This window comes from Lacinutrix sp. WUR7, assembly GCF_016864015.1.
Classification (GTDB): domain Bacteria; phylum Bacteroidota; class Bacteroidia; order Flavobacteriales; family Flavobacteriaceae; genus Oceanihabitans.
On sequence record NZ_CP045067.1, the window covers coordinates 451,899 to 466,744 of the forward strand.

8 protein-coding genes are annotated in these 14,846 nt (G+C 33.1%); 6 read left to right on the forward strand and 2 right to left on the reverse strand.

The genetic code is table 11. The features are described 5' to 3' along the window. The first annotated feature begins 263 nt into the window (after positions 1-263). Positions 264-1,706, forward strand: coding sequence for a hypothetical protein (locus FG167_RS02030; RefSeq protein ID WP_203459806.1), 1,443 nt, complete (start codon positions 264-266; stop codon positions 1,704-1,706). 34 nt (positions 1,707-1,740) lie between these two features. On the opposite strand, the gene murC is transcribed toward FG167_RS02030, so the two are convergent. Beyond that, positions 1,741-3,096: a UDP-N-acetylmuramate--L-alanine ligase gene (gene murC / locus FG167_RS02035; RefSeq protein WP_203461028.1), complete on the reverse strand. Its 1,356-nt coding sequence runs from the start codon at positions 3,094-3,096 to the stop codon at positions 1,741-1,743. Positions 3,097-3,397: 301 nt separating this feature from the next. Then, positions 3,398-4,342: a lipopolysaccharide assembly protein LapB gene (locus FG167_RS02040; RefSeq protein WP_203459807.1), complete on the reverse strand. Its 945-nt coding sequence runs from the start codon at positions 4,340-4,342 to the stop codon at positions 3,398-3,400. A 250-nt stretch (positions 4,343-4,592) separates the two neighbouring features. On the opposite strand from FG167_RS02040, the gene FG167_RS02045 reads away from it, so the two are divergent. The 5 genes from FG167_RS02045 to FG167_RS02065 all read left to right on the forward strand — a co-directional run bounded on the left by FG167_RS02045 (position 4,593) and on the right by FG167_RS02065 (position 14,842). Next, positions 4,593-10,709, forward strand: coding sequence for an alpha-2-macroglobulin (locus FG167_RS02045; RefSeq protein ID WP_203459808.1), 6,117 nt, complete (start codon positions 4,593-4,595; stop codon positions 10,707-10,709). 267 nt (positions 10,710-10,976) lie between these two features. Further along, positions 10,977-11,348, forward strand: a complete 372-nt coding sequence (locus FG167_RS02050; RefSeq protein WP_203459809.1) for a DoxX family membrane protein — start codon at positions 10,977-10,979, stop codon at positions 11,346-11,348. Positions 11,349-11,469: 121 nt separating this feature from the next. Continuing rightward, entirely contained in the window at positions 11,470-12,852 is a 1,383-nt protein-coding gene (locus FG167_RS02055; protein WP_203459810.1) for a M64 family metallopeptidase, read from the forward strand. A gap of 92 nt (positions 12,853-12,944) precedes the next feature. Beyond that, a complete protein-coding gene (locus FG167_RS02060) occupies positions 12,945-13,454 on the forward strand; it encodes a hypothetical protein (RefSeq protein WP_203459811.1) in 510 nt (169 codons plus the stop codon). Positions 13,455-13,456: 2 nt separating this feature from the next. Beyond that, complete coding sequence (locus tag FG167_RS02065; RefSeq protein ID WP_203459812.1) at positions 13,457-14,842, forward strand: M64 family metallopeptidase; 1,386 nt, start codon at positions 13,457-13,459, stop codon at positions 14,840-14,842. The last annotated feature ends 4 nt before the right edge of the window (positions 14,843-14,846 follow it).

Genomic DNA, 14,846 nt, shown 5'->3' on the forward strand with positions numbered 1-14,846 from the left:
ATGTAATTGTGCTTTATAAAATACTGTTTTGGTTCGTTTTAGATTAACGTGTAATTACTTACTTTATTTTATTAGTATGAATAATTTTCAAATTAGATGTTGTATCTAGTTCCCCATGACAAACCTATTACATAAATCTTTTCACTGCATCAAAATCTAATCTTTAGTCATTATGTACTGGATAAGCAAAATACTGAAGCGTAAGAATTTACGCTAGGTGATAAAAATAAATTATTATCTTTATTTCTTGAAAAGCTATTATCATGAAACATATTACCGCTATTATCTTATTATTTTTTATTTCTTTTCCATTTGCAAATGCCCAACATGTAGACTTTGTAAACGCACCTATGAATCAAGTGGGGTTTAAATGGCACAAAAAACATTTTGGATTAAAAGGGCCTGTATCTAAATATAAAAGACTTCATTTTAATGAAGATGGTTATCTTATTAAAGATTATTTCGACTATTTTTATGATAAAGAAGATAGACTAATAAGTAGTAAAAGTGGTGATACATTTACAGTAAATCCTAAAGGTTTTTTAATTACACTAAGCCAAGAAGGAGGCGACATCCATTATATCTTTAATGATAAAGGTTTATTAATCTCACGACCTGGTTATTTAGGTTATACACATAATTTTACTTATGACTATAAAAATCGTGTCATTAAAGTAGAACAGCTTGAAAATGGCATCTCAACAGAAGAGCGTCTATACGCCTATTCAAAATCTGGAGACACCTTAATTATTGAAGAAACAATTAATAGAGTGTCAGATCCTCTAGACATAACCTATTATTATGTAGATGGTAATTTAACAAAACGCACATCTAAAGAAAGAAAAGATTTAAATTCTGTATTTATTAATGAATTGGACTCCTTTGGAAACCTTGTGTCTTATGAAGAGTTTACTAATGGCGTAAGTGAAGACAGTCGCCATTTTGATATTTCCTATTTTCTAGATCAAGATGAAGATATAGGTTTTGCCATTATGGAAAGTATGCGTAAAGACCCTAATGTAAACGCAAAAAAAGGATATTGTGTAAGTGGGGATTGTAATAATGGATGGGGAAAGTTAAAAACTGATAAAGTTTTATTAATAGGCAAATTTGAAAACGGAAAACTTAATGGAATAGGTAGAAAAGAATATAGTAATGGAAACGTACTGCAAGGAGAATTTAGTAATAACCATATCAATAAATTTGGCTTATTTCGTAATGAGAGAACTAACAGTTTATTTTTAGGAAACTATATCAATGGGTTCAAAAGCGGATTGGGTTTTGCAATAGATGAATCCTATAAATTTGCTAGAGTTGGTAAATACAGTAAGGACGTTTTACATGAAGATCTTTTATTAGCAAATACCACTGTGAAAAACACAGAGAACGGAATTTGCCAATATGACTGTACAGATGGCTTTGGTTTATACGCCTATAACAATGGTGATTCTTATAGTGGCTATTTTAAAAACGGTGCATATAATGGTCCTGGTGCGTTAAAGATTAACAACAATGTAACATTTGGCAATTTTACAGATGGAAAACTTAATGGTTATGGTATTTTTCATGGCGCCGACAATACTACCTCCTATAAAGGGATTTATATAGATGGAGAAACTAATGGTTATGGAGAATATATATCTTCCAAAAACGTAAAAACACGTGGTATATTTGGCCCAGGATTTAAACTATTAAAAGCCTTTTAAGGGTTTAGATTGGTTATTTTTTCTAATATAAAAATTAACCAATCAAATCTTTCACAGCATCAAAATCTAAACCTCCATAATTACCAGAACTCATTAATAACAAAGCTTTGTTCTCCATATTTTGTTTGAAAAGAAAGTCTTTAAACTCCTCTGGATTGGTATAAATAATTAAATCGTCTCGCTGAAAAGCATTGGCTATTTGTTCATGCGACACTTCTTCTAGCTTTTTAATTTCTACTGCATGCGGACTGTAAAATACTACAGCAACATCTGCTGCGTCTAAAGCGCCTTTATATTCTTTTAAAAATTCGGCATTTAAACTAGAATAGGTATGCAACTCTAAACATGCAACCAAGGTTCTATTTTCATATTGTTCTTTTACCGCATTCGTGGTTGCTTCTACCTTAGATGGGGAATGCGCAAAATCTTTGTAAGCTACAGCGTTTTTACTTTCGGCAATTTTTTCTAATCGTTTACTTGCTCCTGAAAAAGTAGCAATGGCCTCGTAAAAATCATCCTCATCAATTCCCATGTGTTGACAAATCCACTTTGCTCCTGCAAGATTGTTAAGGTTATGTTTTCCAAAAACTTCTATTGGTAATGGTCCTTCCGGAGTTTCTAAAAGTGTTTGTCCGTTTTCAACCGTATAATCCGGAGTTTGGTAAGGCAGTTTTCTAATGGTATTCTGACTAGCCTCAACAACGCGTTTTACTTCCGCATCTTCTTCGTTATAGGTGATGCTTCCTCCTTTTACAATACTATCTACAAAGATGTCGAATTGCTCCACATAGTTTTCATAGGTAGGAAACACATTAATATGATCCCAAGCTATTCCGCTTAACAAAGCTATATTTGGTTTGTATAAATGAAATTTTGGTCTTCTATCTATTGGTGAACTTAAATATTCGTCACCTTCTAAAACAATAAAATCATTTTCTTCGGTAAGTTTTACCATCACATCAAAACCTTCTAATTGCGCACCAACCATATAATCGACATCACGATCGTGATAATGCATCACGTGTAAAATCATAGAAGTAATGGTTGTTTTACCATGACTTCCACCAATAACAACTCTGGTTTTGTGTTTCGATTGCTCGTACAAAAACTCGGGATAGCTATAGATTTTTAAGCCTAATTCCTGTGCTTTTAACAATTCTGGATTGTCTTCTTTAGCATGCATACCAAGAACAATTGCATCTAAATCTGTCGTTATTTTTTCTGGAAACCAACCAAAGTTTTCTGGTAGTAATCCCTTTGCTGCTAACCTAGATTTTGAAGGCTCGAAAATAGTATCATCGCTTCCTGTTACTTGATATCCTTTGTTATGTAATGCTAGTGCTAGATTGTGCATTGCAGATCCGCCAATAGCTATAAAATGTACGTTCATAAACTTGTTTTGAAGAAGTACCAAAGATACTTTTTTTGCCACGAATACACGAATGTTTTTTTATGGATTATTTTGTAGAGTCCAACTAAGTTTTTACAGAGATTCGTGGAAAAACTGTAGGATAAAGGATAACATCTTAAATCAAAAAACCATCTAATTTTAGGAGTAACCAATTCAAACTATTTTTATATAACAATTTTACAAATTAGCCGAATATATCAAATGAAACTATAATCTTTCTGTATGTGTGTGTGTGTGTGTGTGGGCAAACGTAGAGAATCTATGCGTAGCAACTTAGGCATTACAAACCTTCCTTGAATTCTTTAAAAACTTTAATCTTTGGCAGCTCCAAAATTGCCAAATCAATATACTTTAAAGCCTTTTCTTTATTTTGGCTATGCTTATAAATTTGTGCTAATCTATAATTCGCCCAAGCAACAGGAACACCATCTTCTGCCGAATAATTTTTAATATACTTCTGTAAACACTGTTCGCCTTTTTGTAACTGCACATTATACTCGGCAGCCACTTTTCCTATTTGATAATGCAATGCGTTGCGTTTGTGTTTTTCTTCCGACTCCACAATAGTATGTATAGCTTTTTCTGGCTCCTTGTTGCTTTCGTAAAAACTAGAAAGTTTTTCGTAACAGGTTAAAGATCCTCCTTCGGTAATGGCTTGTTTATAATATTTTTCTGCACGTTCTGGTTGTGCATCATATTCATAAATATAGCCTTTTGCTAAATAACCATCCACTTTAGATAATGCTTCTAATTCATTTGCATATTGCATGGATTTACTTTGGCTTCCTCCAATAATTCCGGGTAACTGCATATACAATTCTACCAAAGCCCAACGTGTTTCTATATGTTTTACATCTAATTTAGCGGCTGTTAAAAAAGCTTCTTTAATATCGCCAATTAACGTTAAAGCCATTATTTTATTCACCTGTAAAGCTTTCATACCTAAAGCACCTCCATATTTGTAATGGTAATTTGCTTCTAATGGTTTTACATCTACCAGTTTTTTATATTGCGTAATGGCATCATCCCATTTTTTTTGGTAGCCAAAAGCATCACCAAATAGTTCGATTGCTTTTTCGTTTTTCGGATTTTCAGAAACGTAAACAGCTAATACTTGTTCTGCCTTTGCATATTTTTTCTGTAGCAAATATGCTTCCGCTTTATCCAAACTTTGTTGCGTAAAGCTTAATAACGGAAACAGTAAAAAGACAAATAAAATTCGCATATAATTGGAGTCGCTCAAGCAAAGATAACCTTTCAAAAACTAATTGGAAAAAGCTAGCTTTCCTAAAAAAAAAGTTAACTTCACTATTCCAAAAGCAGTATTCCCTAATTCTGTGTTTTTTGGAACACATTTTGAAGTTAGTTTTACTGAAAACTTGGAATAGGTAACATCTATAATTAAAACTTGACACGCAAGAACAAGGATTAAACAGATGCTACATTTGTCCATGGAAAACAATAGACATACACCCATGAAAAACACGATCGCTATATTTATGATTATCCTTTTTGCCAATTTTTCTCAAGCTCAAACTAACAATTACGAAAGTCTTTGGAAGGAAATTGCGCAATTGGAGAAAGAAGGATTAACAAAATCGGCATTACAAATTGTCGAAACCATTAGCTCGAAAGCAAAAGCTGCTAAAAATTCGCCACAAATTGTAAAAGCACTTCTCTATAAAAGCAAGTACGCTTTAACGTTGGAAGAAGATGCGCAATTAAAAATTATAAACGATTTTAAAACAGAAATTAAGGAAAGTGTTTCTCCTACCAAAAACTTGTTAGAGAATATGCTAGCCAACTTGTATTGGCAATATTTCGAGCAAAATCGTTACCAGTTTTATAACCGAACAAAAACCGAAGAGAAAGTAGATGCTACCGATTTTAGAACTTGGGATTTACAAGCGCTTTTCGCCGAAATTAACACACATTACCAAGCTTCTTTAGAAAACGGTTTACTACTTCAACAAACCAACCTAGACAACTACGAAGCACTTTTACAAGAGCAGGAAAATTCTAAAATATTTAGACCTACGCTTTTCGATTTACTAAATCATAATGCATTACAATTTTACAAAACAGACGAGAATGGCATCACCAAACCTGCATATAAATTTGAAATCGATAAAGAAGAATACATTAGTGAAGCAGCGGCTTTTTCTAAACTAAAAATCACTTCTAAAGACAGCACATCTTTACAGCTTCAAGCTTTAAAAATATATCAAGATCTTATTCAATTTCATAGTAAGGATAAAGCACCTGAAGCTTTAGCAGATGTTAATTTAGAAAGATTAAAATTTGTAAAACAACATGCTACTTTTACTAATAAAGATGCTATTTATTTAAAAGCATTGCAAGCAGAAAGCAAACGATTAAAAGGAAATGCGGCTTCTGGTTTATATGATTTTGAAATTGCTATATTATTCGTGGAACAAGGAAGAGCGTATCAGCCAGAAACGAAAGTAGAAAACCGTTGGAAAAACAAAGAAGCACTTGCCCTTTGCAATGCTGTTGTAAAGGAATTTCCAAAAAGTATTGGGGCACAAAAATGTGAAGTTCTAAAACAAGAAATACTTCAGCAAACGCTTCAGATTATAACCGAATCTTACTTATCCATTCAAAAAGATGCTAGGTTTTTAATTCGCTATAAAAACTTGAAGGATTTATCTTTTGTAGTCTATAAAATTTCAGAAAACAAATTCGAAAAACTAAACAAAACCTACAGACAAGAAGAGCAACTTGCTCTTATAAATAAACTAGATCCTACTACTAAATGGCAAAGCACACTTCGTAACGAACAGGACTACCAAACCCATACCACCGAAGTTATTTTACCTAAATTAGATAATGGTCGTTATGTGATTTTTGCTAGACCAAATAACGACACCAACACTTTTGGCTTTGCAACGATTCAAATCACCAATTTGGCTGTTGTAGAAAACACTTTAAACAACAAAACAACGTTTCAAGTTATCGATAGAAACAACGGAAAACCAATTCCGCAAGCGAAACTTAAAATCACCTATTTAAAGAATAACGATCGTACTTTACAAACCGAAAATGCAGTTTCTAATAACAAAGGAAAAGTTACTATTTCTAAAGATGGCGACCAATATAGAAGCGTAAAAATTGAAGTTACATACAAGGACGAAAAAGCCTATTTTGGTGACTATTACCTGTACAATAATCGTTATAATGACACCGAAGACAAACTAAGATATAACGCATTCTTGTTTACAGATCGAAGTATCTACAGACCGGGACAAACGGTTTTCTTTAAAGGGATTGCGATTAAAACCAATAACGATGTCTCGGAAGTATTTCCAGATGCGAAATTGCATGTTCGTCTCACAGATGCAAATGGCCAAGAAGTAAAATCCTTAGATTTTGTTACCAATGCTTTTGGTTCGATTCAAGGAGAATTCATTTTACCAAATACAGGATTAACAGGTAATTTTAATATTAGTATTTCTTCTGAAAATGTACAGATTAACGGAAACGCTAATATTTCCGTCGAAGAATACAAACGTCCTAAGTTTGAAGCTAAGTTTCTTCCGGTTACAGAAACCTACAAAGTAAATGACCAAATCACAATAAAAGGAAATGCGCTTGCCTATGCAGGAAGTAATATTACCGATGCTAAAGTGGTGTATCGCATACACCGAAAAGTACAATACCCGAGATGGTATTACTGGTATCGACCATTTTTCACTAGCGAACCTCAAGAAATTACACATGGCGAAAGTAAAACCAATGATAAAGGAGAATTTGAAATTACATTCGAAGCCCAACCAGACCAAAACGTAGACAAAACAAGCCTACCTATTTTTCATTATGAAGTCACTGCAGATATTACCGATATTAATGGCGAAACCCGAAGTGCAACTACCAACGTAAATGTTGGTTATCACGCATTATTAGCGAATCTCTCAGTTGCTGACAAACTAGATAAAAACAACAAAGCTCATACTTTAAAAATAGACACTAAAAATTTAAATGGCGAATTTGCTCCTGCAAAAGGAAGTATTAAAATCTATAAATTAGAAGCGCCACAACAGGTTTTAAGACCAAGACCTTGGACTGCTCCAGATTATCAAGAATTATCTGAAAATGATTTTAAATCTAAGTTTCCACATGAAGCATATAAAGACGAACAGGATAATAGCACTTGGAAAAAAGGCAAACTGGTTCTAGACGAAAAATTTGATACTTCCAAAAAGAAAGAATTAGCATTAGGAAACATTAAAAAATGGAAATCTGGCACGTATGTAATCCTTTTAGAAAGCAAAGATAAATTTGGTCAAGAAGTAAAAGACGAAATAAAAACCATCCTATTTAGTAATAAAGATGAAAGCATAGCAGACAATCAGTTATTTCATATTACAACAGATAAAGAAACCTACAAAGCTGGTGAAACTGCTACAGTAACTTTTGCTTCTGCAGCACAAGATGTATATGTTTCGGTTTCCGTAGAAAAAGAGCATAAAATTATTCAGGAAGAAACTATTCATTTAAACAATAACAAGAAAACCATTAGCATTCCTGTTAACAAAGAAGATGTTGGTGGCTTTATTGTGCATTATAGTTTTTCGGCTTTTAACAGCTTTCAAGGTGCTAGTATAAATATTGTGGTTCCGTATGCTAAAACAGCATTAGAAATAGAGACCGTTACGTTTCGAGATAAATTACAACCGGGAACCGATGAAACTTGGAGCTTTAAAATTAAAGGACCAAAAGGAGAAAAAGTGAGTGCAGAATTACTTGCAAGTATGTATGATGCTTCACTAGACCAATTTAAACCACACACTTGGAGTTTTAACCCAATAACCCAACAAAATTATTACACACGTAATAAAATAAATGGCAGACATAGTTTTGGCGCTATTGGCTTTAGAGTATATAATCAACATAATAATACTGCTTATTATAAACCCCAGAATTATGATCAATTGAATTGGTTTGGTTTTTACTTAGGGCATACTAGATTAATGGATCTAGAAAATAATATGATGATGGTGAAACAAAGTGCTTCGCAAAAACAGCGAGTTGCTGGAGCTCCAGTTGCAGAAATGGAAGATGCAGCTTACGCAATCAATTCAGAAAAAGCATTGGTTTTCAATAAAAGAACAGAACAAAGTGGTGGTTATTTTACTTCTGAAATAACTAAAAAAGAAAAGATAGACTTCTCTGGAGTAACTATTAGAAAAAACCTGCAAGAAACTGCCTTTTTCTTTCCACAATTACAAACCGATAAAGACGGAAACATAAGTTTTAGTTTTACCACTCCGGAAGCATTAACCAAATGGAATTTGCAATTATTAGCACATACCAAAAACCTTGAAAGCGCTGTTACTAGTTTAGAAACGGTTACACAAAAAGAGTTGATGGTGATACCAAATGCACCTCGTTTTTTACGTGAAGGAGATGAAATTGTAATCAGTAGTAAAATTGCAAACCTTACCGAGAAAGCTATTTCGGGCGAAGCTGTTTTACAACTTTTTGATGCTACCACTGGCGAACGAATTGACAAAAAACTATTCACAGAGGCTGAAATCCCTAGTCCGAATTATACCGGGAATTATTCTGGCGCATACGGAACAAGACAATTTACGGTAGACGCCAACGGAAACACACAAGTATCTTGGCTACTTTACATTCCAGAAGATGTGCAAGCGGTACAATACAAAGTTATTGCACAATCTGGTGCATATAGCGATGGCGAACAAAATGTGCTTCCTGTACTTTCCAATAGAATGTTGGTTACCGAAACATTGCCAATGTGGATTAAAAGTAACGAAACCAAAACCTTTACTTTAGACAAGTTAAAGAATAGCAATTCTACCACTTTGAAGCATCATAATCTAGCTTTAGAAATGACTAGTAATCCTGCTTGGTATGCGGTGCAAGCACTTCCGTATTTAATGGAATATCCATACGATTGTAATGAGCAAACTTTCAGTAGATATTATGCTAATGCATTGGCTAGTCATATTGCAAATAGCAATCCTAGAATTCAAGACGTTTTTAATCAGTGGAAAAACACAGATGCATTACTTTCTAATCTGGAAAAAAATCAAGAGTTAAAATCTTTATTAATTCAGGAAACACCTTGGTTACGCGATGCACAAAGTGAAACCGAACAGAAAAAACGAATTGCGTTATTATTCGATTTAAACAAAATGAATAACGAGTTAGCAACTGCAAAACGAAAACTAGAGCAAAATCAAATGAATAGTGGTGCTTGGTCTTGGTTTGCTGGCGGAAGAGAAAATCGTTACATCACACAACATATTATTACTGGATTTGGACACTTAAGCAAACTCGATGTCATTGATCTGTCATCTAGAGCGCAGTCGAGAGATCTCGAACCAATGATTCAAAAAGCCATTGATTATTTAGATGCAGCATTTGTTCAAGAATACAAAGACATTAAAAAATATAACAAAGACGTAGAACTAAGCAAAGACCATTTAAGCTATACGCAATTGCATTATTTATACATGCGAAGCTTTTTTCCGGAAATTAAGAAAAGTAAAGAAGTACAAAACATTACCAATTATTATCAAACACAAATAGAGAAATATTGGTTATCTAGAAGTTTATATGCAAAAGGAATGATGGCTTTAGTTGCTGAAAGATTTGACGATACAAAAACTGCAAAAGCAATTCTAAAATCGCTAAAAGAAAACAGCATTACTAGTGAAGAATTAGGGATGTATTGGAAAGAGAACTCCAATTCTTGGTATTGGTATCAAGCACCAATTGAGACACAAGCTTTATTAATTGAAGCATTTGCAGAAATTGAAAACGACACCGAAACCATCGACAATCTTAAAATATGGTTACTTAAAAACAAGCAAACCAACCGTTGGAAAACTACCAAAGCAACTACAGAAGCCGTATATGCTTTATTGCTACAAGGAAGCGATTGGTTATCTGTTACAGACATGGTAGACATTGTTATTGGTAATCAGGAAATAGATCCTAAAAAACTAGAAGACGTACAAGTAGAAGCAGGAACTGGTTATTTTAAAACGTCTTGGAAAGGTGCAGAAATCAAACCGGAAATGGCGGAAGTTAAAATCACCAAAAAAGGAAAAGGGATTGCTTGGGGAAGTTTGTACTGGCAATATTTTGAAGATTTAGATAAAATTACTACTGCCGAAACGCCTTTACAATTGAAGAAAAAACTCTTCCTAAAAAAGAATACAGATCTTGGTGAAGAGCTTTCTGAAGTAACTTTAGAAACCAAATTACAAGTTGGCGATTTGGTAAGAGTTCGTATCGAATTAAGAAGCGATCGTGCTATGGAGTTTGTACACATGAAAGATATGCGTGCCGCAGGTTTAGAACCTATAAATGTATTATCACAATACAAATGGCAAGATGGTTTGGGATATTATGAAAGCACTAAAGATGCAGCAACTAATTTCTTTTTCGACTATCTACCAAAAGGTGTTTATGTTTTTGAATATGATTTACGTGTTAATAATTCGGGATACATGAGTAATGGTATTACAACCATACAAAGCATGTATGCTCCAGAGTTTAGTAGTCATAGTGAAGGTGTAAAAATCACCGTAGAGTAACAAATTCCTGCGAAGGCAGGAATCTCATGGAGCGAAGTGATATTATTATTTTATTATTACGCAGAGAGTCACAAAGCGCCTTCCTATAAACGCAAAACATCACAATAGGATCCCTTCTCTTTTCGCAAGGGAAAGTGCACGAAGTACGGAAGGGTTTTTCAATAGAAACTATTATTTGTTAGTAACCATTTAATAACACGACCTAATGTTAGAAATAGGAAACATTCTATTTTGTATCTTACAATACTAACTAACAAATAATTAATTATGAACGCAAAAGTATTTATAATTTTAAGAATTGTACTTGGAATCTTCGTATTGGTTTTCGGACTAAACAAGTTTTTAAATTTCATGCCAATGCCAGAGTTATCTGCAGAAGCAGCCGCCTATTTTGGCGCATTAACTTCCGCTAAAACAATGACACTTGTAGGTGTTGTAGAAATCGTTGCAGGTTTAGCTTTAATCTTTAATAAGTACGGCGCTTTACTAGCACTAATTTTAATGAGCGTTTCTGTAAACGCCGTTTTATTTCATGCCGTTTTAGATCCTGCAGGAATTGCTGGAGCAGCAGTTTTATTAATATTAAACATTGCGGTACTTTATGGTTATAAAAACAAATACAAAGATTTGTTAGCATAACAAACAATATATCAAACAAAAAAGAGGCTGTTATAGCCTCTTTTTTTATGCCTTTAATGAGTAACTTTACATTTGAATTAAAACGATCATAAAGAATAATACAGCCAAAAAACAATTAACGATGCGTAACCTTTTAATTATAGCTTTCTTGTTTTCTCCTTTTAGTATTACATATGCTCAAGTTTTTGAGGTAGAAAACATAAAGTTAGCTGGAGATATAGATAAGCGCATTAACATCGTGATTTTAGGCGATGGTTATCAAGAAAGTGAATTTGCTGCATTTGAAGCAGACGCGATGCAAATCACTAATTATTTTTTTAATCAATCTCCTTACAGTGAATATGCAGACTACTTTAATGTATATATTATAAAAGTGCCTTCTAACGAAAGTGGAGCAAGTCATCCTGGCAATGCTTCAGATGAAGCTAATTATGATTTACCAGTAAGTGTTGTAGACAATTACTTTGGAAGTTCTTTTGACAATTATAATATTCATAGAGCGCTTTACACGCCAAATTCATCTTTAATTTATAACGTATTAGCAAATAATTTCCCGGAGTATGATTTAGCATTAATTATTGTAAACACAGATCATTATGGAGGAACTGGATTTGAATTCTCTATTTCTTCTACAGATCCAAACGCTGCAGAAATAGCTGTCCATGAAGTTGGGCATGTTCTGGTTGACTTAGAAGATGAGTATTACCCAGGGGATGCTTGGGCAAACGAAAATATTAATATGACACAGGAAACAGATCCTGCTTTAGTGCGATGGAAAAACTGGTTAGGAATTAACGGTATTGGGATTTATCCTTATGGAAGTTCTGGAAGTGCTGCTACTTGGTACAAGCCTAGCACCTATTGTAAAATGGGTTATTTGTATGCCGATTTTTGTTCGGTTTGTAAAGAAGGTACCATTGAAAAATTTCATAGTTTAGTATCTCCTATTGATTCTTATTTACCAACAGAAACATCTATTAGTAATGAAACCTTTCCTTTAGAATTTCAATTATATCTTATTCAAACAACATCCAACACTATAGAAAGTACTTGGACACTTAACAATACTATTATTGAAACGAATGTAGATGTAGTTTCGTTAGAGGTAAACGATTTAGTTTCAGGCACCAATAATCTAACTGTAGTTGTGCAGGATGCCACTTCTTTAATAAATATTGATAATCATAATACAACGCATGTATACACTGTTAGCTGGATTATTGATAACTCTTTAGGAATTGAAAATATTGAAGCTAATAATTATAGTATTACAGTATCACCAAATCCATCTAGCGACATCGTAAATATAGCTATGGAGAGTACTTTAGAAAAAGATACGCGTATAGAAATAGTTAGTATTACCGGAAAAAGAATAAAGACCCTTAACTTTACAAATAAGGATAATTATCAAATAGACATTAGTGCTTTTAGTACCGGTTTATATATAATTAACTTTTACTCCAATAATGTTCTAATTTCGAGTAAAAAAATCATTAAAAAATAGCCGTATTTTATTATTATCGAAAATAGAACAAAAGGAATAAACAAGTCATTATTACGTAACTTTACAATGCTAAAAAAACTGCTTTTTTATAAATGAAAATTTCAAAAATCATAAAACAAATTCCCTATTTAATATTTGTATTATTCATAATATCTTGCGCTTCAAAAAAGCAAGTTACAGCGGAAGATATTCTAGTAAAAGAAGAAACGAAATCGATTCCAAAATCAAAAATTATTTTTCTGAATTATTTATTGGTTAAAAATGCCCAAGGCGAAAAAAGCATTACGCTAATAAATCAAATTAAAACGGAAGGAAAACTAAAAGGGAAACCTAAAAACATAGCAAATACCAGCTCTGGCGATTTAGAATATATTCTTTTAGATAAAGACTATAATAGCATTGAAAAACATGCTCTAAAAAATCCGTTAAAAAAAACAGTGGAGTTTGTCAACGATTTTGGTAATTTTGAAAAAAGAACATTAGATTTAGACCGCGTGGAATTCACCATAAGAATACAATTGCCACCGGAAGCTAAACACATGAAAATTACTGAATTAACAAACGCAAGTTCTAAAGAACACATCATCACCAAAATAGATTAAATATGAAAAAACCATTACTTTTCTTACTTCTTATATTTAATGTATCCTTGGTTGTAGGACAAATTTTTGATAAAGTTACTATTAAAAATTCAGGCGATGATAACAACCGAATTAACTTAGTTATTTTGAGTGAAGGTTATCAAACTAGTGAGTTACCACAGTTTGAAATAGACGCTACAAATTTCATGAACGATTTTTTTGCTGAAGAACCTTTTGCTAGTTATGAAAACTATTTTAATGTACATATATTAAAAGTACCATCTAACGAGAGTGGATCAACGCACCCAGGAACTGCTGCAGACGAATCAAGTTATAATATACCAACATTAATAGTTGACAGTTATTTTGATACAACCTATGATTATTATAATGTTCATAGATTACTTTATACAGAAAGCCAAGCTACTATTAGCACGGTTTTAGCGAACAATTTTCAAACCTTTGACCAAGCGCTTATTTTAGTAAACTCTCCTCACTATGGAGGAAGTGGCGGAACGTATCCTATTGCTTCTACAGGGCAAGATGGAGGCGAAATTGCTATTCATGAAATCGGACATTCTTTTGCCGATTTAAAGGACGAATATTACCCTGGAGATAATCAAGTTGCAGAGGCAATAAACATGACGCAAGAAACAGATCCTAGTTTAGTGAAATGGAAAAATTGGATTGGCATAGAGGGCATTGGTATTTATTCGCATACTGGAACAACAGAGGCTCCTTCCTGGAAAAGACCACATCAAGGTTGTAAAATGCGTTATTTAGGATATCCTTTTTGTGCGGTTTGTAAGGAAGGTATTATTGAAAAAATCCACCTTCTAGTTTCACCTCTAGATTCTTATTTACCAACAGAAACGACAATAAGTGACCCTACATTTCCTTTAGCTTTTCAAATAAACACCATACAAACACTTCCTACAAATACCTTAGAAAACACATGGACACTTAACACAAATAGTTTTGCTACCAATGTAAATTCAGTAAACCTACAAGAAAGCGATTTAAGTGCAGGAACAAACACTTTAACTGCAGTGGTACATGATGCAACTACTTTAATAAATGTAGACAGTCATGAATCATTACACGTTGCTACAGTTACCTGGACTATTGATAATACTTTAGGAATTCAGGATGTTGTTGCTAATAATTTTAGTTTAACCATGTATCCAAATCCTTCAAATGATGTGGTTCATTTTAAATTAGAAAATACCTTAGCCAATACGGTTCTTGTAAAAATAGTAAGTATGGATGGTAAGCTCGTAAAAACAATAAATCTTACTAATAACCAAAACACAGCAATAGATATTAGTGCTTTAAGTCAAGGATTATACATCACTAACTTTTACACTAACAATGTTTTAATCGCTAGTAAAAAAATAGTTAAGAACTAGTAAT

Coding starts and splice junctions, on each gene's coding strand:
- FG167_RS02050 (WP_203459809.1), top strand. CDS start 10,977: ATGAACGCAAAAGTATTTATAATTTTAAGAATTGTACTTGGAATCTTC.
- murC (WP_203461028.1), bottom strand. CDS start 3,096: ATGAACGTACATTTTATAGCTATTGGCGGATCTGCAATGCACAATCTA.
- FG167_RS02060 (WP_203459811.1), top strand. CDS start 12,945: ATGAAAATTTCAAAAATCATAAAACAAATTCCCTATTTAATATTTGTA.
- FG167_RS02030 (WP_203459806.1), top strand. CDS start 264: ATGAAACATATTACCGCTATTATCTTATTATTTTTTATTTCTTTTCCA.
- FG167_RS02065 (WP_203459812.1), top strand. CDS start 13,457: ATGAAAAAACCATTACTTTTCTTACTTCTTATATTTAATGTATCCTTG.
- FG167_RS02045 (WP_203459808.1), top strand. CDS start 4,593: ATGAAAAACACGATCGCTATATTTATGATTATCCTTTTTGCCAATTTT.
- FG167_RS02040 (WP_203459807.1), bottom strand. CDS start 4,342: ATGCGAATTTTATTTGTCTTTTTACTGTTTCCGTTATTAAGCTTTACG.
- FG167_RS02055 (WP_203459810.1), top strand. CDS start 11,470: ATGCGTAACCTTTTAATTATAGCTTTCTTGTTTTCTCCTTTTAGTATT.